20 protein-coding genes are annotated in these 23854 nt (G+C 70.0%); 10 read left to right on the top strand and 10 right to left on the bottom strand.

Annotation, left to right across the window (positions count from 1 at the left end; translation table 11 throughout):
- Positions 1–595 precede the first annotated feature (595 nt).
- Positions 596–2632, bottom strand: a complete 2037-nt coding sequence (dnaA, locus tag ABZ920_RS11070; protein WP_361501642.1) for a chromosomal replication initiator protein DnaA — start codon at positions 2630–2632, stop codon at positions 596–598.
- 378 nt (positions 2633–3010) lie between these two features.
- Here dnaA and rpmH point away from each other — a divergent pair, with 378 nt between their 5' ends.
- From rpmH to ABZ920_RS11115, 9 genes are all read left to right on the top strand, one after another.
- Entirely contained in the window at positions 3011–3148 is a 138-nt protein-coding gene (rpmH, locus tag ABZ920_RS11075; protein WP_003956500.1) for a 50S ribosomal protein L34, read from the top strand.
- Between the two features lie 21 nt (positions 3149–3169).
- A complete protein-coding gene (rnpA, locus tag ABZ920_RS11080; protein ID WP_361501645.1) occupies positions 3170–3541 on the top strand; it encodes a ribonuclease P protein component in 372 nt (123 codons plus the stop codon).
- Positions 3538–3891 carry a membrane protein insertion efficiency factor YidD gene (yidD, locus tag ABZ920_RS11085; protein WP_361501648.1) on the top strand — a complete coding sequence of 118 codons (354 nt, stop codon included), beginning with the start codon at positions 3538–3540 and terminating at the stop codon, positions 3889–3891. Before rnpA ends, yidD begins: the two co-directional genes overlap by 4 nt.
- Before the next feature lie 3 nt (positions 3892–3894).
- Positions 3895–5172: a membrane protein insertase YidC gene (gene yidC, locus ABZ920_RS11090; RefSeq protein WP_361501651.1), complete on the top strand. Its 1278-nt coding sequence runs from the start codon at positions 3895–3897 to the stop codon at positions 5170–5172.
- Between the two features lie 15 nt (positions 5173–5187).
- On the top strand, positions 5188–5700 hold the full coding sequence (locus ABZ920_RS11095; RefSeq protein WP_361501654.1) for a R3H domain-containing nucleic acid-binding protein: 513 nt from the start codon (positions 5188–5190) through the stop codon (positions 5698–5700).
- A gap of 141 nt (positions 5701–5841) precedes the next feature.
- Positions 5842–6558 carry a 16S rRNA (guanine(527)-N(7))-methyltransferase RsmG gene (gene rsmG / locus ABZ920_RS11100; protein WP_361501658.1) on the top strand — a complete coding sequence of 239 codons (717 nt, stop codon included), beginning with the start codon at positions 5842–5844 and terminating at the stop codon, positions 6556–6558.
- Between the two features lie 359 nt (positions 6559–6917).
- Entirely contained in the window at positions 6918–7991 is a 1074-nt protein-coding gene (locus tag ABZ920_RS11105) for a ParA family protein (RefSeq protein WP_361501886.1), read from the top strand.
- Positions 7988–9094, top strand: coding sequence for a ParB/RepB/Spo0J family partition protein (locus ABZ920_RS11110; protein WP_361501661.1), 1107 nt, complete (start codon positions 7988–7990; stop codon positions 9092–9094). Before ABZ920_RS11105 ends, ABZ920_RS11110 begins: the two co-directional genes overlap by 4 nt.
- A gap of 322 nt (positions 9095–9416) precedes the next feature.
- Positions 9417–10034 (top strand): GNAT family N-acetyltransferase, encoded by a 618-nt coding sequence (locus ABZ920_RS11115; RefSeq protein WP_361501664.1) that lies wholly within the window; start codon positions 9417–9419, stop codon positions 10032–10034.
- A 114-nt stretch (positions 10035–10148) separates the two neighbouring features.
- Here ABZ920_RS11115 and trxA read toward each other — a convergent pair whose 3' ends face one another.
- The 7 genes from trxA to ABZ920_RS11150 all read right to left on the bottom strand — a co-directional run bounded on the left by trxA (position 10149) and on the right by ABZ920_RS11150 (position 20145).
- Positions 10149–10481, bottom strand: coding sequence for a thioredoxin (gene trxA / locus ABZ920_RS11120; RefSeq protein WP_361501668.1), 333 nt, complete (start codon positions 10479–10481; stop codon positions 10149–10151).
- A 48-nt stretch (positions 10482–10529) separates the two neighbouring features.
- Positions 10530–11501 carry a thioredoxin-disulfide reductase gene (trxB, locus tag ABZ920_RS11125; protein ID WP_361501671.1) on the bottom strand — a complete coding sequence of 324 codons (972 nt, stop codon included), beginning with the start codon at positions 11499–11501 and terminating at the stop codon, positions 10530–10532.
- A 166-nt stretch (positions 11502–11667) separates the two neighbouring features.
- A complete protein-coding gene (locus ABZ920_RS11130) occupies positions 11668–12711 on the bottom strand; it encodes a hypothetical protein (RefSeq protein ID WP_361501673.1) in 1044 nt (347 codons plus the stop codon).
- Positions 12708–13433: an RNA polymerase sigma factor SigM gene (gene sigM, locus ABZ920_RS11135; protein ID WP_361501676.1), complete on the bottom strand. Its 726-nt coding sequence runs from the start codon at positions 13431–13433 to the stop codon at positions 12708–12710. Before sigM ends, ABZ920_RS11130 begins: the two co-directional genes overlap by 4 nt.
- Positions 13434–13458: 25 nt before the next feature.
- On the bottom strand, positions 13459–15180 hold the full coding sequence (locus ABZ920_RS11140; protein ID WP_361501678.1) for a protein kinase family protein: 1722 nt from the start codon (positions 15178–15180) through the stop codon (positions 13459–13461).
- A 118-nt stretch (positions 15181–15298) separates the two neighbouring features.
- Complete coding sequence (gene murJ / locus ABZ920_RS11145) at positions 15299–17692, bottom strand: murein biosynthesis integral membrane protein MurJ (RefSeq protein WP_361501681.1); 2394 nt, start codon at positions 17690–17692, stop codon at positions 15299–15301.
- A gap of 44 nt (positions 17693–17736) precedes the next feature.
- The gene (locus ABZ920_RS11150) at positions 17737–20145 is read right to left on the bottom strand and encodes a DUF6049 family protein (RefSeq protein WP_361501684.1); all 2409 of its coding nucleotides are present in this window, start codon (positions 20143–20145) and stop codon (positions 17737–17739) included.
- Positions 20146–20422: 277 nt separating this feature from the next.
- On the opposite strand from ABZ920_RS11150, the gene ABZ920_RS11155 reads away from it, so the two are divergent.
- A complete protein-coding gene (locus ABZ920_RS11155) occupies positions 20423–21865 on the top strand; it encodes a CCA tRNA nucleotidyltransferase (protein WP_361501687.1) in 1443 nt (480 codons plus the stop codon).
- A gap of 97 nt (positions 21866–21962) precedes the next feature.
- Here the strand turns inward: ABZ920_RS11155 and ABZ920_RS11160 are convergent, their stop codons facing one another.
- Together ABZ920_RS11160 and ABZ920_RS11165 are read right to left on the bottom strand one after the other, a co-directional pair.
- The gene (locus ABZ920_RS11160) at positions 21963–22454 is read right to left on the bottom strand and encodes a hypothetical protein (protein WP_361501690.1); all 492 of its coding nucleotides are present in this window, start codon (positions 22452–22454) and stop codon (positions 21963–21965) included.
- A 110-nt stretch (positions 22455–22564) separates the two neighbouring features.
- Complete coding sequence (locus ABZ920_RS11165; protein WP_361501693.1) at positions 22565–23842, bottom strand: MFS transporter; 1278 nt, start codon at positions 23840–23842, stop codon at positions 22565–22567.
- Positions 23843–23854 lie beyond the last annotated feature (12 nt).

The following is a 23854-nucleotide window of genomic DNA, read 5'->3' on the forward strand; positions in this document are numbered from 1 at the left end:
CTGGGGACAACGGGCCGTTCCCTGTGGGCGGGCCGTGGACAACGTCGTGCACAGCCTGTGGACCGCCGCTTCGTCCACAGGCTGTGGAGATCGTTCGTCCACGCTTCCACAGCCGGTTGAGCTGGGCCGACGCTCTTTCTACCGCACAGGCTGTGGACACGGTCTGGACAACTCCCGGATCCCCAGCATGTGGACCGCAGAAAGTCGCCGAATCTGTGGAGAGCGCCCGTAACCCGGCCGGTATTCGAACAGCGGGAGCGCGAGGGCACGCACAGCACGAGAGGCTCGCACGGGCCGGACGGGGGCGGGAGCGGGCTGAGCGCGTCCCACGGGGTGGAGGGGCGGGTCTTCGGGCGACGAGGGCCGAGGCGCTGGCGAGAGGAAGGCGCGGGCGGGCCCGGGCGCCGGGAGGCGGGCTGAGCGCGTCGCAACAGGCGCGGGCCGCCGAGGGAGGCGACGGGCGGGCCGTCGGGCCTGCGGGGACAGGGCCGGGTACGACGAAGGGCGCCCCGGAACGGGTCCCGGGGCGCCCTCGCGGTCGCGGCCGGTCTTCCCGGCCGTCAGCCGTGAGCCGTCGGCCGTCAGCCGTCAGCCGTCAGCCGTTCTTGATGCGGTTGGTCAGCTCGGTGACCTGGTTGTAGATGGAACGGCGCTCGGCCATCAGCGCGCGGATCTTGCGGTCGGCGTGCATCACGGTCGTGTGGTCCCGGCCGCCGAACTGCGCGCCGATCTTGGGCAGTGACAGGTCGGTCAGCTCACGGCACAGGTACATGGCGATCTGGCGGGCCGTCACCAGCGCGCGGCCGCGCGAGGTCCCGCACAGGTCCTCGACCGTGAGTCCGAAGTAGTCGGCGGTCGCCGCCATGATGGCCGGGGCCGTGATCTCCGGGGCGCTGTCCTCACCACCGGGGATCAGGTCCTTCAGGACGATCTCCGTCAGGCCCAGGTCCACCGGCTGCCGGTTGAGCGAGGCGAACGCGGTGACGCGGATCAGCGCGCCCTCCAGCTCGCGGATGTTGCGCGAGATCCGCGAGGCGATGAACTCCAGGACCTCGGGCGGGGCGTTGAGCTGCTCCTGGACCGCCTTCTTGCGCAGGATCGCGATGCGCGTCTCCAGCTCGGGCGGCTGGACGTCCGTGATCAGACCCCACTCGAAACGGTTCCGCAGCCGGTCCTCCAGCGTCACCAGCTGCTTGGGCGGCCGGTCGCTGGACAGGACGATCTGCTTGTTGGCGTTGTGGAGGGTGTTGAACGTGTGGAAGAACTCCTCCTGCGTCGACTCCTTGTCCGCCAGGAACTGGATGTCGTCGACGAGCAGGATGTCCATCTCCCGGTAGCGCTTGCGGAAGCTGTCGCCCTTGCCGTCGCGGATGGAGTTGATGAACTCGTTGGTGAACTCCTCCGAGCTCACGTACCGCACCCGCGTGCCCGGGTACAGGCTGCGGGCGTAGTGGCCGATCGCATGCAGCAGGTGCGTCTTGCCGAGCCCGGACTCCCCGTAGATGAACAGCGGGTTGTACGCCTTGGCCGGCGCTTCGGCGACGGCCACCGCGGCGGCGTGGGCGAAGCGGTTGGAGGCGCCGATGACGAACGTGTCGAAGAGGTACTTCGGGTTCAGGCGCGCGGTCGGCTCACCCGGTCCGGTCGCCGGCGCGGGCTGCGCGGCCAGCGGTCCGGGAGCGCCGGTGGTGGGCAGGTTCGGGCCCACCGGGCCGCCGCGGTGCACGTGCCCGGAGCCGGCCTGCGGTTCGGACCGCTCGCGGCGGACGGGGTCGCGCTGGTCGTAGTCAGGGCGTGACGGCTCGTAGTCGGAGCGCTGCTGGTCGTACGGCGGCCGGTCCAGGTGCTGCGGCCGGTAGTCCTGGGACGGCGCGTACGCGTCCTGCCCGGACGGCGCGTAGGAGTCCTGAGCCGCGCCGTAGGAGTCCTGGGCGGGACCGTAGGAGTCCGGCCCGGAGCCGTACGTGTCCTGTGCGGAACCGTAGGCGTCCTGCCCCGGCGACGCGTACGGGTCGCGTTCGGGGAAGCCGAGCCGCTGCTGCTGCCAGCCGTAGTCGTCGTGCGACGGGCGGGGCCAGGCGCCGGGCTCGGGGCGCTGGTACTCGGAGGGGTAGGCGGGCCGTGCGGTCGGCAGCGGATCGGTGCCGTCGGCCGGCTGCGGTCCCGTGCGCGGAGGCAGCAGGTGGTCGCCGCCGGCGCCCGGACGCCGGCCGTCCCGGCCCCCGGGACTGTCGGGGCCGCCGCGACGGTCGTCGGCCCGGTGGCGCCCGTACCCCTCGTATCCGCCCTGGTTCGAGGGGAGGTGCTGCTCCTCGTAGCGCGACGGCGCGGCCGGCGCCGGGGTGTGCGGTTCGCCGACGGAGCTGTCGACGGTGATCGCGATGCGGATCGGGCGGCCGCACTCGCGGCTCAGGGTCTCGCTGACGATCGGGGCGAGGCGGCCTTCCAGGACGCCCTTCGCGAACTCGTTCGGCACGGCGAGCAGGGCGGTGTCCGCGACCAGAGCCAGTGGCTGGCAGCGCCGGATCCAGTGCTCGTCCTTGGTCTCGACACCCTGTCCGCGCCCCTCCCCCAGGAGCTGCTCGAGTACTCGCGGCCACACTGCGGCAAGATCGGCAGGTACGTCAGCCACAGGGCACGCTCTCTCACAAGTCCCACGAACGGGTGGTTCGGGACGGGTCGGGTTCTGAAAAATCGGATGGGGTGGAGGACAAAGGAACGAATCGGAGTCCAGCCACGGTAGTCAGCGCGGCCGGTACGGTTCAAGTTGTTGTCCCCAGGCTGTGGACAGTGTCTCCCGGCGAGCTCCGGTTTGACCGGATGCCGCAGCCCCGCGTACCGTAACCAGGTCGAGTTGTCGATGGCTGCTGCCGCCTGCCTCCGAAGGGCACAGATCGCGTCAAGGTGATCGGTAAGCGGTGCACTCGGGCGTTACTGCGAGCTACTCGTGGGCGCACGGTGACAGCCAGGACGGCACCCCGCCACTACCGATACTTTCTGGAGCCCCCGAGTGAGCAAGCGCACCTTCCAGCCGAACAACCGTCGTCGCGCGAAGACCCACGGCTTCCGGCTGCGTATGCGCACCCGAGCCGGCCGCGCGATCCTCGCGTCCCGCCGCAGCAAGGGTCGCGCCCGCCTGTCCGCCTGATCCCGATCAGGTCATGACGTCGTGCTGCCCACCGACAACCGGCTGAGGCGGCGCGAGGACTTCGCGACCGCGGTACGACGAGGACGCCGGGCCGGGCGCCCACTCCTCGTCGTCCACCTTCGTAGCGGTTCCACGGACCCGCACGTGCCAGGGGAGAGCGCTCCCCCGCCACGTGCGGGTTTCGTCGTGAGCAAGGCAGTGGGTGGTGCGGTCGTGCGCAACACGGTGAAGCGCAGACTTCGCCATCTGATGCGCGACCGAGTCACCCTTCTGCCCCCCGGTAGCCTGGTAGTCGTACGAGCGCTGCCCGGGGCGGCCGACGCGGACTCCGCACGGCTGGCCCGAGACCTTGATGCCGCCCTTCGACGACTGCTGGGAGGGGGCGCGCGATGAAGTACCCGCTGCTGGCACTGATCAAGCTGTACCAGTGGACCATCAGCCCGTTGCTCGGGCCGGTGTGCAAGTACTACCCATCGTGTTCCCACTACGGCTACACGGCCATCGACCGGCACGGCGCGATCAAGGGAACGGCACTCACCGCCTGGCGCATCCTGCGGTGCAATCCGTGGTCGCTGGGCGGTGTGGACCACGTTCCGCCGCGCAAGCGTCCGCGGTGGCACGAAATGCTGCGCAGCGCCTGGCGCGCACGCAAGGGCGGGCCCTCCGCCGCCGAACCGGCCACCGACCGGGGCATCCGGTCGAGCCCGGCCGCAGAGACCTCGTCCCATGCCCAAGGAGCATGATTAGTGGACACGATTGCCAGCCTCTTCAGCTTCATCACGACACCCGTCTCCTGGGTCATCGTCCAGTTCCACACGGTCTATGGCGCGATCTTCGGCCCTGACACCGGGTGGGCCTGGGGCCTGTCCATCGTGTCCCTGGTGGTTCTGATCCGCATCTGCCTGATCCCGCTCTTCGTGAAGCAGATCAAGGCGACCCGTGCGATGCAGACGCTCCAGCCGGAGATGAAGAAGATCCAGGAGCGCTACAAGAACGACAAGCAGCGTCAGTCCGAAGAGATGATGAAGCTGTACAAGGAGTCGGGCACCAACCCGCTCTCCTCGTGCCTTCCCATCCTGGCGCAGTCCCCGTTCTTCTTCGCCCTGTACCACGTGCTCAACGGCATCGCGTCGGGGCACACCGTCGGCGTCATCAACGAGTCGCTGCTGGCCAGCGCCCGTCAGGCGCACATCTTCGGTGCTCCGCTCGCCGCGAAGTTCAAGGACAGCTCCGACACGATCCACGCGCTGGGGGCCTCGGTCACCGACGTGCGGGTCGTCACGATCCTCATGATCGTGCTGATGTCGGCGTCGCAGTTCTACACGCAGCGCCAGCTGATGACGAAGAACGTCGACACGACGGTGAAGACGCCGTTCATGCAGCAGCAGAAGATGCTGATGTACGTCTTCCCCATCATGTTCGCCGTCTTCGGCATCAACTTCCCGGTCGGTGTCCTCGTCTACTGGCTGACCACCAACGTGTGGACCATGGGCCAGCAGATGTACGTCATCCACAACAACCCCACCCCGGGTTCCAAGGCGCAGGGCGCCTACCTCGAGCGCCTGTACAAGCACGTCACCCACCACGGGAAGACCCGCAACCGGCGTGAGAGGGCCATCGTCAAGGCGATCGTGGCCAAGGGCCGGGACCGCAACGAGTTCGAGCGCAAGTTCATCAACGGTCTGAACAAGGCGGGCCTGGCGGCCCAGGCCGACGGCACCGTCGTGAAGAGCGAGAGCGTCGCCGCCACGCAGTCCGAGGACGGCACGCAGGTCACCGCGACCGCCCCCGCCCCGCGGCGCCAGCAGCCCAAGCGCCAGTCCAAGGCCCAGCGCCAGTCGACGGCCGGCAAGCCTGATGAGGCAGGGTCGTCCACGTCGCTGAGCAAGTCCGACGAGCCGCAGGACGCCTCGCCCGCCGCTCCCGGGAAGGCCGCCTCGAAGCCCGGCAACGGCACCCGCAGCAGGGCCCAGTCCGGCCAGCGCAAGGGTCCCCAGCGGCCCAAGTCCCCGTCCAAGAAGTAAGAAGGAGCCCATCCCGTGACGGAAGGCACCACCTCCGCGGCCGCCGAGGGCGCAGACGCGCTGACCCGCCTGGAACAGGAGGGTGAGATCGCGGCGGACTACCTCGAGGGTCTGCTGGACATCGCCGACCTCGACGGCGACATCGACATGGACGTCGAGGCCGACCGCGCCGCTGTATCGATCGTCAGCGACACCGGCAGCCGCGACCTGCAGAAGCTGGTCGGCCGGGACGGCGAGGTGCTGGAGGCGCTCCAGGAACTCACGCGCCTGGCGGTGCACCGGGAGACCGGCGACCGCAGCCGCCTGATGCTGGACATCGCCGGCTACCGGGCCCGGAAGCGCGGCGAGCTGTCCGAGCTGGGTGCCAAGGCTGCCGCCGAGGCCAAGAGCACCGGTGAGCCCGTGAAGCTGAATCCGATGAGCCCGTTCGAGCGCAAGGTCGTGCACGACGCGGTCAAGGCCGCCGGCCTGCGCAGCGAGTCCGAGGGCGAGGAGCCGCAGCGCTTCGTCGTCGTGCTTCCCGCCTGATCGGTCCCTGAGTTCCACCGGCCCCGTCTGTTGCGCAGACGGGGCCTCACTTTGTCAGCCTGGTCCTGACGGCTGACAGTCCCTGGTAGTCCTGGTGATCAGCGCCCACGGCGCTGGAGCGGTACGGAAGGACGGTCCCCCGTGATGGAGGCAGCAGAGCTTCCCCCCGCGCCCGAGCAGGCGCGCGAGGTGTTCGGCGATCGTTTCGCGGATGCGGTGCGCTACGCGGAACTGCTCGCTGAGGCGGGTGTGCAGCGCGGACTCATCGGCCCCCGCGAAGTGCCCCGCCTGTGGGAGCGGCACCTGCTGAACTGCGCGGTGCTCTCGGAGGTCGTGCCCGAAGCGGTGACGGTGTGCGACGTCGGGTCGGGCGCCGGCCTGCCGGGCATCCCCCTGGCCCTCGTCCGGGAGGACCTCAGGATCACGCTGCTGGAGCCCCTGCTGCGGCGCACCAACTTCCTCACCGAGGTCGTCGAACTGCTGGGCCTCGACCACGTCACCGTCGTCCGGGGCCGTGCCGAGGAGGTCATGGGCAAGCTGCCGCCCGTGCATGTGGTGACGGCCCGGGCCGTGGCTCCCCTGGACCGCCTCGCGACCTGGGGCATCCCGCTGCTGCGGCCGTACGGGGAGATGCTCGCCCTCAAGGGCGACACGGCCGAGGAGGAGCTGAAGAGCGCGGCGACCGCGCTCAGCAAGCTCGGTGCCGTCGAGACGTCCATCCTGCAGGTGGGTGAAGGCATCGTGGATCCGCTCTCGACGGTGGTGCGGGTCGAGGTCGGGGAGAGCCCCGGCGGTGTCCGTTTCGCGGCGAAGCGTGCGAAGGCGGCTCGGACGGGACCGAAGCGCCGACGCCGGTAAGGCCCTGTGGTACGGATCAGCCCGGTGCCCCGGGGTCGGGCACGCGCATCTGCCTGGTTGCTTGATGACGGACAGTCGTACTCCACACAAGCTGCCCAACCTGCGCAACTCGGAGTGTCGCGACAGTTCGGCCATGACTGCTGTGCATCGTGTTTCACGTGAAACGTCGCTCACTGCTGCACGGCATCATCAACCGTGGCCGCGCTGCGGCCCCATCTCGCGAGCGCAAGCCGCTCGGTTCCCTCGAAGAGGTTCCCGTCTTCGACGGTGCTCCGTCCCCCGAGAGGGGCACGGAGTTGTCCACAGAGGTGGATTTCTCCACAGAACGCCAGGCCTCACTGGTTCGCGACCCCGAAGGCATGGGAGGCTCTGTTCATTGCGAGCCTGAAGTCGAGGAGAGTGAATCCTTGCGGTCCGACGCCAACATCGCGGGACCGATGACCGATCCGGTCCCCGGCCCCCGTACCGAGTCGCCGGGGGAGGATGTTTCACGTGAAACACCGCCCCCGATGGACGACACTCCCATCGGTCGTGCTGCCCAGCTGGCGGTCGAGGCTCTGGGGCGCGCAGGCGAGGGTCTGCCGCGGCCCGAGCAGACGCGTGTCATCGTGGTCGCGAACCAGAAGGGTGGGGTGGGCAAGACGACGACGACCGTCAACCTTGCCGCATCCCTGGCTCTGCACGGCGGCCGTGTCCTGGTGGTCGACCTCGATCCTCAGGGCAATGCGTCCACCGCGCTGGGGATCGATCATCACGCGGATGTCCCCTCCATCTATGACGTCCTGGTGGAGAGCAAGCCGCTCGCGGAGGTCGTCCAGCCCGTCCCCGACGTGGAAGGCCTGTTCTGTGCCCCGGCCACGATCGATCTCGCCGGTGCGGAGATCGAGCTTGTGTCCCTGGTGGCACGGGAAAGCCGGCTGCAGCGGGCGATCCAGGCGTATGAGCAGCCGCTGGACTACATCCTCATCGACTGTCCGCCCTCGCTCGGCCTGCTGACCGTCAACGCCCTGGTCGCCGGCCAGGAGGTCCTCATCCCGATCCAGTGCGAGTACTACGCGCTGGAGGGCCTGGGCCAGCTGCTGCGCAACGTCGACCTGGTGCGGGGGCACCTCAACCCCACGCTGCATGTGTCGACCATCCTGCTCACCATGTACGACGGCCGGACGCGGCTTGCGTCCCAGGTAGCGGAGGAGGTGCGCAGTCACTTCGGCGACGAGGTGCTGCGGACGAGCATTCCCCGCTCGGTCCGGATCTCCGAGGCGCCCAGTTATGGGCAGACGGTGCTGACTTACGATCCTGGTTCCAGTGGTGCCCTCTCCTATCTGGAGGCGGCACGAGAAATCGCGCTGAGGGGCGTAGGCGTCCGGTACGACGCGGCGCACGCCCACATCGGCGCTCAGAGTGATCCGAGCATGGTGGAGGGGATCCAGTGAGTGAGCGACGCAGGGGGTTGGGCCGTGGTCTCGGCGCGTTGATTCCCGCTGCCCCGACGGGGGAGAGGACGCCCGCGGCCGCCGGCGTCGGGAGCTCTGCTCCGACGTCTTCCGCGGGGGCGCCGGTGCTGACCACGGACCGCGGAGTGGCCGCGGCGAAAGTGGCGACACTGCCGCCTGTTTCACGTGAAACCGATGAGCTGAGTGCGCCCGGCACCGCGGAGACGTCCGCACCCCCCATGGGTGCCCACTTCGCCGAGATTCCCCTCGACTCCATCACCCCGAACCCGCGCCAGCCGCGCGAGGTCTTCGACGAGGACGCACTGTCCGAGCTCGTCACCTCCATCAAGGAGGTCGGCCTGCTCCAGCCCGTCGTCGTGCGGCAACTCGGGCCCGCGCGCTACGAGCTCATCATGGGCGAGCGGCGCTGGCGAGCCTGCCGCGAGGCGGGCCTGGAGGCGATCCCGGCGATCGTCCGGGCCACCGACGACGAGAAGCTTCTGCTGGACGCCCTTCTGGAGAACCTGCACCGGGCCCAGCTGAACCCGCTGGAAGAGGCAGCCGCCTACGACCAGCTTCTGAAGGACTTCAAGTGCACGCACGACCAGCTGGCTGACCGGATCGGGCGCTCGCGTCCGCAGGTCTCCAACACCCTGCGTCTGCTGAAGCTCTCTCCTGCGGTGCAGCGTCGGGTGGCCGCCGGGGTCCTGTCCGCCGGACACGCACGGGCCCTGCTCTCCGTGGAGGACTCCGAGGAGCAGGATCGCCTGGCCCACCGGATCGTGGCCGAGGGCCTCTCGGTGCGAGCCGTCGAGGAGATCGTGACCCTCATGGGGTCGCGGCCGAAGACGCCCACACGCAACAAGGGACCCCGTGCAGGAGCCCTGGTCTCCCCGGCCCTCTCCGATCTCGCGACGCGTCTGTCGGACCGCTTCGAGACCCGGGTGAAGGTCGACCTCGGGCAGAAGAAGGGCAAGATCACCGTCGAGTTCGCCTCGATGGAGGACCTCGAGCGCATCCTCGGCACGCTGGCGCCCGGTGAGGGCCCGGTCCTGCAGAAGAGCCTCGTGCACGGCGACCCCGAGGAAGAGACTGACGCCTGAGACCCCAGAGAGGGGTTTCACCTCGGCCGTTCGGCAGAAGCGGGTCGTGTCCGGAGTGCACCGGAACACGGCCCGCTCTTTGCTTTCAGGACGGTATCGACGGAAAAGCAGCGTGGATACGATGCGTTCGGGTAGGGCGTATGCACCTGTCGGCCCTCTGATCGGGAAGCGGAGTCATGCGAGGAGTGAGCCGCACCGTACTGGTGGCAGGGTGCTGGGGAATCGGCGCGCTCGGCGGGTTCGTCGGCAGCCTCCTCAGGGAACGGAGGGTTCTGGCAGCCGCCCGCAGCGCAGTGGGAGAAGGAAGGGAGGAACCCCCTCCATGGGGCGCAGGCTCGTACCGCTCACGCTGGACAACCTTCAGGACCTTCCCACGCGCTGTCGCGCGTGTGTCTTCTGGGAGCTGGATCCCGTCAGCGGCGAAGCCGCGGTGAAGGCGGGAACCGCAGCGCTGGAGAAGGAAGCCTGGATCTCAGCCGTCCTGCTCGACTGGGGATCGTGCGGCCGGGTCGTCTACGTGGACGATGTCCCCGTGGGGTTCGTCCTCTACGCTCCCCCTGCCTATGTGCCGCGCTCCACGGCCTTCCCCACCAGCCCCGTCTCTCCGGACGCGGTGCAGCTGATGACCGGCTTCGTGATGCCGGGCTATCAGGGGCAGGGACTGGGCCGCGTCATGGTCCAGACGGTTGCCAAGGATCTGCTGCGGCGGGGATTCAAGGCGATCGAGGCGTTCGGCGACGCACGCTGGACGGAGCCCGCCTGCCTCCTGCCGGCCGATCATCTGCTGGCCGTGGGCTTCAAGACGGTCCGGTCCCACCCGAGTCATCCGCGGTTGCGTCTGGAGCTGCGGTCGACCTTGTCCTGGAAGGAAGACGTGGAGATGGCCATCGACCGGCTCCTGGGTGCCGTCCAGAAGGAACCGGCACTGCGGCCGCTCTGAGAACTTCGCACCGAAGAGGCTCCAGCGGGCATGTGGCCGCCCCATGTGTTTGAAGCTCTCAAGCCGAATGGGCCAACCCGAGAGGGTTGGCCCATTCGTGTTTCACGTGAAACGTCACTCGGCGATGAAGTCCTCGAGGTCGCGGACGATCGCGGCCTTCGGCTTCGCGCCGACGATGGTCTTGGCGACCTCGCCGTTCTGGTAGACGTTGAGGGTCGGGATCGACATGACCCCGTACTTGGCGGCCGTACCCGGGTTCTCGTCAATGTTCAGCTTGACGATCTCGATCTTGTCGCCGTACTCGGCGGCAATCGCCTCCAGGGACGGAGCGATCTGACGGCAGGGACCGCACCAGGCGGCCCAGAAGTCCACCAGGACGGGCTTGTCGCTCTTGAGGACGTCCTGTTCGAAGGAGGCGTCGGTCACGTTCTTCAGGGTGCCGGCCACAGCGGGCTCCTTAACTGTTTCGTGCGGTGGGGTGTAGGGAGTGAGGGATCAGACGGTGGTCTTCTCGGGCTCCGCCTGCTGCTCGGTGTCTGCGAGCGCCGCGAGGAAGCGCTCGGCGTCCAGGGCGGCGGAACAGCCGGTGCCGGCCGCGGTGATCGCCTGACGGTAGGTGTGGTCGACCACGTCACCAGCGGCGAAGACACCGGTCAGGTTGGTGCGGGTGGACGGGGAGTCGACCTTCAGGTAGCCCTCCTCGTCCGTGTCCAGCTGGCCCTTGAACAGCTCGGTGCGCGGGTCGTGGCCGATGGCGATGAACAGGCCCGTGACCGCCAGGTCCGAGAGCTCGCCGGTCTTGAGGTTGCGCAGCTTCAGGCCCGAGAGCTTCTCGTCGCCCTGGATCTCGGCCACCTCGCTGTCCCAGACGAACTTGATCTTCGGGTCGGCGAAGGCGCGCTCCTGCATCGCCTTCGAGGCGCGCAGGGTGTCCCGGCGGTGGACGATCGTCACGGACCTGGCGAACCGGGAGAGGAAGGTGGCCTCCTCCATCGCGGTGTCGCCACCGCCGATCACGGCGATGTCCTGGTCCCTGAAGAAGAAGCCGTCACAGGTGGCGCACCACGAGACGCCGCGTCCGGAGAGCGCGTCCTCGTTCGGCAGACCGAGCTTGCGGTGCTGGGAGCCGGTGGTGACGATGACGGCCTTCGCCCGGTGCACCGTGCCGACCGTGTCGGTGACGGTCTTGATCTCGCCCGTGAGGTCCACGGAGACGATGTCGTCCGGGATCAGCTCGGCACCGAAGCGCTCGGCCTGGGCGCGCATGTTGTCCATGAGTTCGGGGCCCATGATGCCGTCACGGAAGCCGGGGAAGTTCTCGACTTCGGTGGTGTTCATCAGGGCGCCGCCCGCGGTGACGGCCCCTTCGAACACGAGCGGCTTCAGCGACGCGCGCGCAGTGTAGAGCGCCGCCGTGTAGCCGGCGGGCCCGGAGCCGATGATGATCACGTTACGGACGTCGCTCACGGCTTGATTCCTCGTCTCTGGACTGTGTCGTACGGTCCGGTGGGAGCCTCACTCACAGCTCTCACCCCACCCAACGGATCCTACGGGCCAGGCATTCCCGGCGTGCCCGGGCACGCGCGGGCGCGACAGCCTACGGCACACCGGGGTCATCACGGGCCGGGGGTTCTCAGCTACGTGCGTAGGAGTGCGACAGCAGGACGCCGGCCGGAGCCGAGGGGTGCTGGACACAGGTGGCGTCGACGACATAGGCCGTTACCCGGGCGGCGTCGCCGGATGCGTCGGGCAGCACGACGAGATAGGCGTCCTTGCCGCTGTAGACGCCTTTTCGCGCGGCGAGTGCGTCGTCGTCCCGGCCGAGGCCGAGCTGGACGCAGGAGGGCAGCGAGACGGTGGGCCGGTCCTTCAGGACGTTCGGCCGATCGCTGCCCGGTGCGGAGCCCGCGCCGAAGGTGTGCGGGGTGCGGGCGTCACCCGGCGACTGCTCGGCCTGGGCGAGCAGATCCACGACCTGCGTCCCGAGGGTGTCCTCGGAGAACGTGTCCGCTGCGGCTGAGGGCGCACGGTGAGCGCCGGCGCCGGGGCCGGTGTCGTCCCGCACAGACGCCAGCACCACGGACACCATGCCGATGACGGCGGCAGTGAGCGCGGACCCGAGGACGGCGATCCGACGACGCCCGCGCCACGTGCGGCCCTTGCGGCCGGGATGCGTGCCGTTGGGGCGGGTGTGCCCCGCGAGGCGGCTCGCACGCGATGTTTCACGTGAAACACCGCGGCTGCCACCCGTCTCCCGAGCCCGGTTCGCCCCTGGCACCCCGTCCGTGCTCGGGGTCGCGCCTGAGTCCGCAGGGCCCGCCCCCGGGCCCACGGGGGCCGCTCCCGTGTCCGCAGGACCCGCGCCCGGCTCGCCGGGAGAGGCACCGGCGAGGGCCGACGTGCTGTCGGGCTCGGGTTCCGAGGCGTTCAGCAGCGCTTGTGCCGCCAGGGCGGCGTCGATACGGCCCGCGATGTCCGCGGGCATGCGGGGCGCTCCCGGCATCGTTCCCAGCACACCCCGTATCTCCTCCAGGGACCCCTGGACGTCGGCGCACAGCTCACAGCCGTCCAGATGCCGCGTCACGTCCGCCGCCCGCGAGGCGGACAGCAGGCCCTCGGTGAGGTCGGAGATCTCCTCGACGTCCGGGTGCCCGGCTGCGTCTGCCGTCGATGTCATGCTCGTCCACCTCCGCCCTTCACAGCAGCTGAGTCGCTCGGCCCCGCGTCCTGTGGATCCGTGTCCAGAGGTTTCGCCGTCGGTGGGACGGATGCCGCCTGCGTCCGGTTCCGTGACGGGGCCTGCTGCGTCCGGTCGCCGGCGCGTCCGGGGCGCAGATGGCTGAGCAACGGCAGGAGCCTGGCTCTGCCCCGGGCGCAGCGGCTCTTCACCGTCCCGGTCGGCACGTCGAGAATGCGGGCGGCCTCGGCGACGGGATAGCCCTGCATGTCGACCAGGACGAGGGCGGCCCGCTGGTCCGCGGGTAGCGTGCCCAGCGCCTCGACGAGCTGGCGCTGCACGTCGTTCCTCTCGGCCGGCGCAGAGGCCGACTCGTGCGGCTCCAGCAGCTGCTCCAGGCGCTCGGTGTCGTCCATGGGTGAGGTCTTGCGTGAGGAGGCCTTGCGGGCCCGGTCCAGGCAGGCGTTCACCGTGATGCGGTGCAGCCATGTGGTGACGGCCGACTGCCCCCGGAAGGTATGGGCGGCGCGATAGGCGGAGACGAGTGCGTCCTGCACCGCGTCGGCGGCCTCCTCACGATCGCCCAGCGTGCGCAGGGCGACGGCCCAGAGGCGGTCGCGGTGCCGCCGTACCAGCTCCCCGAAGGCCTCGGGGTCGCCCTCGACGTGCCGGGCGAGCAGGTCCTGATCGCTCACACCGTCGTGCCCGGCGCCTTCCGCCATCGGGCCCCTCCCCCTTTGCGGGCCGTCAGCCCATGAACCTCAGGTCGGTGATGGCCTGCTTGTAGCCGGACCCGCTGTAGCCGTCACTCGGCGCGTTCGGCACGTCCGTGATCCACAGCAGGACGTACTGCGTCTTCACCCGCTTGTCCGCCTTCACGGTGAGAGAGGTCCCGCTGGTCGTGCCGGTTCCGATCTCCTTCATCCCGTCGATTCCGGTCGAGGGGGTCAGGGAGTCCGTGGCGTAGAGGTGGATGGTGGTGTGATCACCGGGGTACCGGAGCTGTATCGACGCCGTCGAGACCTCCTGGGCCGAACCCAGGTCGTAGACGATGCCCACACCCGGCTTGTAGGGCGCCAGCTTCGGCCCGGCGTTGTAGCGCTTGGTCCGCCAGTACGTCGAGCTGCTGCCGTCGTACGTCTTGGCCACGTCCTCGGGCGCCTGGGCCTCGCCGCTGGCGACGTACTCCTGCGCCTCCTGGATCGCCAACGGCTTGACCGGCTGTGGCCGCTTGGCGTTCTTGTCGCTGCCGTCCGTCGTCTGCGTCTGGTTGTCGCTGTTGGAGGAGCCGCCCCGGTCCATCAGGGCTTCCGCGAGCTGCCAGCTGCCGAGACCGAGGGCGGCGATGAGGAGGGCGGAGACGGCCCACTTGAGGGCCTTGCCGGTACGGCTCTGCAGCGGGAGCGGCGGAGGGGGCACGGGCTGGGTGGCGCCGGGGTGCGTGGCCGGGCGGCCGTACACGCCCTGCTGGTAGGTCGTGCGCTGGTACTCGGGCGGGGCGGTGAAGGCGGGCTCCGGCGGACGGATCCGCGGCATCTCGCCGATCGCCTTCACCAGCTCCTCCGGCGTGGTGCAGGCGGACTCGTGGCGGGAGGCGGTGGCGCCGTCGTTCGCCAGGGCGCGCATGGCGAGCTCGGACAGACCGCGGTGGACGCCGGCGCGTACCTGGTCGGGGGCGATGAGACCGATGTCCTTGGGCAGGCCGGACAGGCCGTAGGCGTCGCTCTCGTACGGCCAGCGCTGGGTGAGCGCCGCGTAGAGGAGGGCGCCGATCGCCTCGGTGTCGGTGCGCTGCGGGGTGTCGGAGCTGACCCCGCGCAGGGCGGCGTTCACGGCCAGGCCGCGGATGCGCCACTGACCGGTGGAGGTGCGCAGGACGGCGTTGGGGTTCAGGCGGAGATGGGCGAGTCCCTCGCGGTGGGCCGCGGCCATTGCGGAGGCGATCTGACTGGCCAACTGGTAGGCGTCGTGAGGTTCCAGCGGCCCTGCGGACAGGAGGGTGGTCAGTTCGACGGCGTCGGGCAGCCATTCGTGGACCACGTAGACGAGGTCGTTCTCCTCGACGGCGTCCAGCACCTGGACGAAACGGGGGTCGCCCAGCAGGGCGGAGGATCGGGCCGCGGCCAGTACGGAGCGGGCCCGCGCGTGGTCCGCGGGCAGGATGTGGACGCCGACGGCCCGTCGCAGTTTCTCGTCCACCGCGCGCCAACTGCTGAACCCGTCCAGACGGGTGACGCACTCCTCCAGGCGGTAGCGTCTGGCGAGCTTGTGGCCGCTGTGCAGTTCGGGTGTCGAGGCCTTCCTTCCGGGAACCGTGGTTCCGTCGCTCCCCTGTGCCTCGTCGTTGTCCGTGTCCCGTTCCCGCTTCTGGGCCACCCCGTCGCCCGTGGACTGGTCCGCCTTGGCGGTCAGCGACTCCTCGCCGCTGTTCTCTGCCACGTCGACGGCAGCCGTGCTCCGTTCTGCCACCGTCGCTCCTGCCTCCCCATCCGTTGCGCGCTGTCCGACGCCGAAACCAATTGTGCCCACAGTCCGCTGCTATGCACGACACACAGCTGCGGACGATGGTTGTGCGCGTACCCCTGCCTCAGCGCCCCAGGCGCCCTCTGACCATGCCCACGAGCGAGTTGAGTTCCTCGATGCGCATGCGCCGTGCGGCGACGAAGAAGACGCCGAACAGGAGGGCGCCACCGGCCAGAAGCGCGGCGAACGAACCGAGGACGCCCTGGCCGAGGCTGTGGCCGATGCCGTAGCAGGCCGCGCCGCTCAGCAGAGCGGCCGGCACCGAGGCGATGCAGAGCCGCGCGTACGTCCGGAGCACGTGCGAGCCGTCGAGGTCGCCGCCGAGCCGCTTGCGCAGCCGGTTCCAGGCGACGCCCACTCCAATGGCGTAGGCGAGGCCGTACGAGGCGGCCATGCCGACGACGGCCCAGCGGGCCGGCAGGAGGAAGTAGCACAGGGCCGAGGCGCCCGCGTTGACGGCGGCCACGATGACCGTGTTGTAGAAGGGCGTCCGGGTGTCCTCGTAGGCGTAGAACGCGCGCAGGACGACGTACTGCACGGAGTACGGGATGAGGCCGAGACCGAAGGCCATCAGCATGTAGCCCATGTTGGTGGCGGCCGCGGTGCCGGAGGATCCGAAGATCAGGGTGCACATCGGGATGCCGAGGGAGACGAAGCCGAAGGCGATGGGCACGATGGCGACCGCCGTCGTCCGCAGCCCCTGCGAGATGTCGTCGCGTACGGCGCCGCCGTCGCCCTCGGCGGCCGAGCGTGAGATCCGGGGCAGCAGGGCCGCCATCAGGGACACCGTGATGATGGCCTGCGGCAGGCCCCAGATCAGCTGGGCGTTGGCGTAGGCGCTGAAACCCGTGCCGGGGATGTTCGTGTCGGTCACGGCGCCGGTGGCCAACTGGGTGACGACGAGAGCACCCGCCTGGTTGGCGAGGACGAAGAGGACCGTCCACTTGGCGAGTACGGCCGCCCTGCCGAGGCCGTGGCCCTTCCAGTCGAACCGCAGGCGGAGCTTGAAGCCCGTCTCGCGCAGGTAGGGGATCATCGCGAGTGCCTGCACGACCAGACCGAGGAGGACCCCGATCCCCAGCAGGCGCTGTCCCTCCGGCGGGATGTTCGTGACACTCATATGGGAGTCGGCGGCGGTGCCGTAGACCCACAGGAACATCGCCAGCGTCACGATGAGGACGATGTTGTTCAGGACCGGCGTCCACATCATCGCGCCGAACTTGCCGCGTGCGTTGAGGATCTGACCCATCACCACGTGGATGCCCATGAAGAAGATCGTGGGCAGGAAGTACCGGGTGAGGGTGACGCCCACGTCGTTCGCAGCCGGATCGCCGGCGACCGGGTTGGACAGGACCCGCACCAGCACGGGCGCGGCCAGCATCGCGAGAGCCGTGAGCACTCCCAGCGCGACGACGACCAGGGTCAGCAGGCGGTTGGCGAAGGCCTCGCCCCCGTCGTCGTCCTCCTTCATGGCGCGGACGAGCTGCGGTACGAAGACGGAGTTGAGTCCGCCGCCGACGGTGAGGATGTAGATCATCGTCGGCAGCTGGTAGGCCACCTGGAAGGTGTCACCCAGGAGCGCCGTGCCCAGCGCGGAGACGATCAGCGCGGACCGGATGAACCCCGTGAGCCGGGAGACCATCGTGCCCGCCGCCATCACGGCGCTCGACTTCAGCAGACCCGATGCCCGCCCGCCCTTCTTGGCGGCCGGCGCGGCCGGCGCGGGCGGCGCAGCGGCTGCCGGGGCCACGGTGCCGGTCGCGGCCCCCGCGTACGGCCCCGCCGGTCCCTGACCGGTGGCCGGGGCGGTTGAGGGACCGGGCACCGGCGGTGTGTCCATGGGCGGGCGTCCGCCGGCCTGCGGGTCCTGGAAGCCGCCGTGCTGTGAGGGGTGGAAGCCGCCCTGCGGGTTCTGGACACCGTCCTGCTGCGCCGCGTGCGGGCCGGCCTGGGGAGCACTCGGGAAGCCGTCCTGCTGCGGGCTCTGGAACCCGCCCTGCTGCTGGTCCCGGAAGAGGTGCGCGAAGGCGTCCGGCTCGTGGTGCTCCTCACCGGAGTGGGAGACCAGGTCGTCCACGCCCACGAACTGGGTGTTCCGGGGGTCTTCGCCGTGCGGCAGGTACTGGGTGGGGCCCGACGGCTCAGGCGCCGGGGTCTGGGCCCACACCCGGGGGTCGGGGGCGTGCGGAGACTGCGGCGGACGGCCGTACAGCGGCTGCTGTGGCTGGTCCGTGCCCGGCGCCGGCGGGGGGTGCGCGGCGCGGTCGTACAGCGCCTCGCCGACGGGGTCCTGGGCGGAGAGGTCCTGCGCCCGGTACGGGTCCGTGGCGTAGGCCTCCTGGAGGTACATGTCCGTCGGCGGCTGCGGCGGCACCTGGCCGTGCTCGGGCGGCGGGGTCTCGGGGTGGCCCGAGCCGCCCACGGCCCCGCCGCGGTCACCGTCGTACGGCGCGTTCATGGTTACCCCACCTCATCGTCCCGGGCCCACCGGCCACGACATGCTCAACGGTCCACTCTCTCACCAGCGCCGGACGGGTCTGTGCTTTCCGCTGCGGTGTCCGGCGCCGGGTCACTCGCCTGCTCCGGGGTGTCCGCCCCGGATCCGGTGCCGGTTTTCCCCTCAGGACGATCCGCGGAGCCCTCCGCGTTCCCCGGCCCTTCCGCGGCCTTGCCCGCCGTCTCGGCGGCGTCCTCCGCGTCCGGGCCGCCCTCCCCGCCGTCGCGGACCGCAGCCCGCTTGCGCTGGGTGTACATGCGGAAGCCGGCGAGGACGAGCAGCAGGACCCCACCGCCGATGACCAGCATCACGGTGGCCGTGATCTCGGTCACCTTCACGTCGAAGGCGACGGGCCCGCCGTACTCCTGGCCGTCCTGCGTGTACAGCTGGGCCACCACCGCCACGCGTCCGTTCGCGTTCGCCGACGTGGTGAACTTCACGGACTGGCTGTGGCCGCCGGCGACCGTCACCGGCTGCTCGTCGTACCCCTTGCCGCCGATCTTGAGACGTGTGGGGTTCGTGGAGGTCAGCCGGAGGACCAGGTGGTCGACGCCCTGCACCAGGTTGTTCTGCACCGTCACCGGGATCGTGGCACTGCGCCCGGAGAGCTTCGTCTCCGACTTGTCGATCAGCTTCACCTGGCGGGTGAGGTCGTCGAGGTGCGTCTCCACGCCGTTGCGGAAGGACTGCGCCCGAGCGGCCAGGCCACGCCACGACGTGGACATCTCGCGGTTCATGGCCCGCCCGAAGGGGGTGACCACCCGGGACTCGTCGGTGAGGACCACCTCGAAGTTGTCGACCTTGTCCTGTGTCCGGGCGATCGCTTCGAAGGCGGGGCGGGTCAGCTCGCGCTTGCGCAGCGAGGAGGGGTACTTCGACGCCGACGGGATCTTCGTGGTGGCGCCGGCGTCGGGCTTGGCCTTGGCCGCCGCGGTCAGTCCCTGGGGCTCGGACCACGTGCTCTGCTGGAGGACATGCAGGGCCCGCGCCATCGTCTGGGCCTGGCTCGCGGTCGGCATGCGCTGCGGGGCCACGACGACGCTGCGCTGCTTGCCCGTCTGCAGGCCGAGCGCGAGGCTATGGGCGAGGAACCGCTGCACGGCGAGCGTGGTGGCGCCGGCCCGGGTCAGGTCGCCCTCGAACGCCGTGGACAGCTGCGCGTCCGCGACGACCGCCGTGGTGCCGCCACCGACGGGACGGGATGCGGAGGGCGTGTAGGTCAGGCCGTCCGGCTCCTGGAGGCTGTCGCTGCGCGCGATCACCTTGTCGGCGCCCCCGGAGGTGGCCACCTTCACGATCGACGGGTCGACGGCGCCGTTCACGGGCCAGGCGAAGTCGGTGTTCGGCGTCACGTGGAGCACCGTCTCCACCGTGCTGGCGGCGACGTCGGTGGCGTCCTTGAGCTGGCTCAGCGAGCCACTGACGCTCGTACCGCTGTGGGCGAGCGAGGCCAGGTCCGGGTCGCCGAACGGCAGCGCCACGACCTCCTTGCCCGCCACCGCCTGCTGCAGCCTGGCCAGCCACTGCTTGGCTACGTCCTGGTGGGTGCCCGGCGTGGGGTCGCCGCTGCCGGTCCGCACCTGGTAGTTCCGTGTCATGGCGTCGACCGAGGCCAGCAGGTCCGGATCGATCACCCAGGTGACGTCAAGGTCCTGGCCGAGCGACAGCATCTGCTCCAGGCGGCCGCCCGGAGCGATCTCCTTGGCCAGGTCGTCGTTGAGGAAGACGGGCGTCTGCTGCTCGCCGGGGCCCGTTTCCGCCGTCATGTGGACGGTGGACACGAGCGGCCAGAGATATGTCGTCCTGGTCTTCGGGTCCGCCTCGTCGGGCTGCCACGGCAGGAACGTGTGCTGGATGCCCAGGACATCGTCCCAGGGCCGGGCCGCCGTCCGGCCGGACAGTGAGACGGACAGTCCGTACACCCCGTCGGCGCCGAGATCCAGCTTGTCGACCGGTACCGACAGGCTGAAGTGCTCGGCGACGCCCGGCGTCAGCTCGGCGAACTTCTGGACGTACGGACCGCCGATCTCCGCACCGTCCGTCTCCGGGGTGTACCCGGTGCGCCGGGCGACCGTGTCGATGGCCGATCGGGTGTTCAGCGGGGAACTCACCCGCAGACCCACATGGGCGCCGGTGACCGCCTGCTTGCCGTTGTTCGTCACCGTGCCGGAGACGGTCAGTGTGTCCCCGTCCGACGGGGCGCTGGGGCTGAGCGAGTCGAGGGAGACGTCGACGGTGCGTGAACCGGAGTCGGCCCGTGAGGCGTCCTGGCCCGTGGCCTGCGCGGACGGCGCGGCCGGCAGCTGGAGCAGGCCGGCGAGCAGCGGCGCGCCCGCGAGCAGTGCTCCGGTACGCCGCAGCCAGCGGCGGGCAGGTGAGGGACTGGTCCCCTGGAAGTCTGCCGCCTCGGCCACGCGCTCGCCCGTCCCTCGTCGTCGTCAGTGGTCTCGGAATGTGCGTCCAGGCATGGTAACGATGCGCGCCGAGGGGAAGTGCCACGGAGCCACCCTCAAGATCGTGCAGCACCGGCGGAGCGCCGGAATGGCAGGACATCCGAGGATCTGTTGCCCCTGTCACGGGAACGGCCCGTGCGTCCTGATGAGGAGGGGTGCTCCTGTCGCCGCGAAGAGCCGGTCCCACCCCTTTTGTGACGGCGCGGCCGGCCGTCGCAGCCACGTACCCTCTTCTGTTGTGCCGAACGCCAACGAAGACACTTCCACTGTCCTGAGCCAGGTGCAGCAGCGCGCGGTGAGCGAGCTGCTGCGGGTGGCCCCAGTCGCCGACGACCTCGCGCGCCGCTTTGCGGACGCCGGGTTCTCGCTCGCCCTGGTCGGCGGCTCGGTCCGGGACGCGCTGCTCGGCCGGCTCGGCAATGACCTGGACTTCACCACCGACGCCCGCCCCGAGGACGTACTCCGGATCGTGCGCCCCTGGGCCGACGCGGTGTGGGAGGTCGGGATCGCCTTCGGCACGGTCGGGGCCCAGAAGCAGGGCTACCAGATCGAGGTGACCACCTACCGGTCCGAGGCCTACGACCGCTCCTCGCGCAAACCGGAGGTGTCCTACGGCGACTCCATCGAGGAGGATCTCGTCCGGCGTGACTTCACCGTGAACGCGATGGCCGTGGCTCTGCCGGAGAAGAGGTTCATCGACCCGCACGGCGGCCTGGAGGATCTCGCGGCCCGCGTGCTGCGCACCCCCGGCACTCCGGAGGAGTCGTTTTCCGACGATCCGCTGCGCATGATGCGAGCCGCACGCTTCGCGGCGCAGCTCGGCTTCGAGGTCGCACCCGAGGTCGTCACCGCGATGAAGGAGATGGCCGGGCGCATCGACATCGTCTCGGCCGAGCGGGTCCGGGACGAGCTGAACAAGCTGATGCTCTCCTCGTGCCCGCGCAAGGGCCTGACGCTGCTGGTGGACACCGGCCTCGCCGACCATGTGCTGCCCGAGCTGCCCGCGCTGCGTCTGGAGAGCGACGAGCACCACCGGCACAAGGACGTCTACGAGCACACGCTGATCGTGCTGGAGCAGGCGATCGCGCTGGAGGAGGACGGACCGGACCTCACGCTCCGTCTCGCCGCGCTGCTGCACGACATCGGCAAGCCGCGTACGCGCCGCTTCGAGAAGGACGGCCGGGTCTCGTTCCACCACCACGAGGTGGTGGGGGCGAAGATGACCAAGAAGCGCATGACGGCCCTGAAGTACTCCAACGAGCTCGTGAAGGACGTCTCCCGGCTGGTCGAGCTGCACCTGCGCTTCCACGGCTACGGCACCGGCGAGTGGACGGACTCCGCCGTCCGCCGCTACGTCCGCGACGCCGGCCCTCTCCTGAGCCGTCTGCACAAGTTGACCCGCTCGGACTGCACCACGCGCAACAAGCGCAAGGCGGCGGCGCTGTCCCGCGCTTATGACGGCCTGGAGGAGCGCATCGCGCAGCTGCAGGAGCGGGAGAAGCTGGACGCGATCCGTCCCGACCTCGACGGCAACGAGATCATGCAGATCCTCGGCGTCAAGCCCGGGCCTGTCGTCGGCCGCGCCTACCAGCACATGCTGGAGCTCCGCCTGGAGAACGGGCCGATGGAGCAGGATGCCGCGGTGGCCGCTCTCAAGGAGTGGTGGGCTCAGCAGGACTGAGGCGTGAGAAAGGGCGTGTTTCACGTGAAACACGCCCCCGGAAGTGCTGAGGGGCGATGTTTCACGTGAAACATCGCCCCTTGCCCTGCACGGGCCGTTACTTGATCTGCTTCAGGCAGAGCACCACGTCGTGGTTGTTGCCGTACTGGTAGTACGCGATCTCCGCGTCCTTCACGGCCTCGCACTTGCTGTCGTCGCTGGTGTCGTCGAACTTCTCGACGACCTTGTACTGGGCCTCGCTGGACGAGCAGTCGACCTCGTTGAGGTCCGCCTTGGAGTCGGAACCGTCGTTGTGCATGCAGGCGCCGACCGAGGTCGTCTCGGCGTCGGTCTCGCTGGCCCACCAGCCGATGCCGAACTTGATGACACCGATGATGACGGCGACGACGATCACGCCGAGGATGCGGAGCACCTTCTTCCCGCCGCGCTTGGCCGGCGCGGCCGGCGGGGGCACGGGCCCGCCCTGCTGTTGCGGGAACGGCGCGTAGGGCTGCTGCGGGACTCCCGGCTCGCCGGGCTGCTGCCCCGCGGGAGCGGTGGGTGCCTGGGCGTACGGATTCTGACCCTGGGGCGGCGGCGGAGTGGTCACTGGGGGTCCCCCTCGAACTTGGGCGCATGTGACGCGGACATGGCGCGAATAAGACCCACGTAAGGTATCGGTCCGCACCGACATCCCTTCAACATCGGGGGGACTCTGTGTCATTGATGTGACACTGACCTGCGCTCAAAGCGGGCCATAGCCGCCGCAATCGCTCCGTACAGCAACGCTATCGTGACCACCAGCGGTGCCGAACGTCCGTCGGACGGCAGCATCAGCGCGGCGACTCCCGCCGCTCCGACGAACGCGATGTTGAACAGCACGTCGTACACGGAGAAGATCCGGCCGCGGAAGCCGTCGTCGACCGAGGACTGCACGACCGTGTCCGTCGCGATCTTCGCTCCCTGGGTGACCAGGCCGAGCACGAAGGCCGCGGCCAGCAGGGGCCCCGTGAGGAACGGAAGGCCGAGGGCGGGTTCCAGGACCGCCGCCGACGCGGCGCACACGACGATCCAGCGGGCCGGACCGAGCCGGCCCGCCGCCCCGGGCGTCACGGCGGCCGCGGCGAAGAACCCGGCCCCGGAGAAGCCCAGCGCCAGCCCCAGCAGGCGCAGCCCGTCATCGGCGTCCGACGTCAGGCCGTACCGGCACAGCATCAGCACCATGACCGTCAGCGCGCCGTAGCAGAACCGCATCAGCGTCATCGACGCCAGCGCCCAGGCGGCCTCCCTGCGCGGTGGGGCCGCCAGATGACGCACGCCCGCCACCAGGTCGTGGGCGGTGCCCCTCAGCGCCGTACCCAGCCGTGGCTGCACCAGCTCACGCTCCGGGCCGAGCAGCTCCGGTGCCATGAGCAGCGACGTCAGGGCCGCGCCGAGGTACAGGACGGCTGCCAGGAGCACCACGGCCGCATCGGAGTCGGCCCCTGCCAGGCGTATGACGAAGGCCAGACCGCCCCCCGCGAAGGCGGACAGGGTCCCCGCGGTCGGCGACAGGGAGTTGGCGATCACCAGGCGATCGGCGTCGACCACGCGCGGCAGCGCGGCGGACAGGCCGGCGAGGACGAAGCGGTTGATGCCGGTGACGCACAGTGCGGAGGCGTAGAACAGCCAGCTCGGGACGTCCGCGACCATCAGCACACCCGTGACCGCGGCCAGGACCGCGCGGGCCAGGTTGCCGTGCAGGAACACCTGGCGCCGCCGCCAGCGGTCCAGGAGGACCCCGGCGAAGGGACCGACGACGGAGTACGGGAGCAGCAGCACCGCCATCGCGGAGGCGATCGCGGCCGCGGAGGCCTGTCGCTCCGGGGAGAAGACGACGTAGGTGGCGAGCGCGACCTGGTAGACGCCGTCGGCGCCCTGGGAGAGGAGCCGTACGGAGAGCAGGCGCCGGAAGTCGCGGAAGCGGAGCAGGGCGCTCAGGTCGCGTGCGACGGACATGGGCCACAGCCT

It is taken from the genome of Streptomyces sp. NPDC046831, assembly GCF_040645305.1.
In the GTDB taxonomy this organism is placed as follows: domain Bacteria; phylum Actinomycetota; class Actinomycetes; order Streptomycetales; family Streptomycetaceae; genus Streptomyces.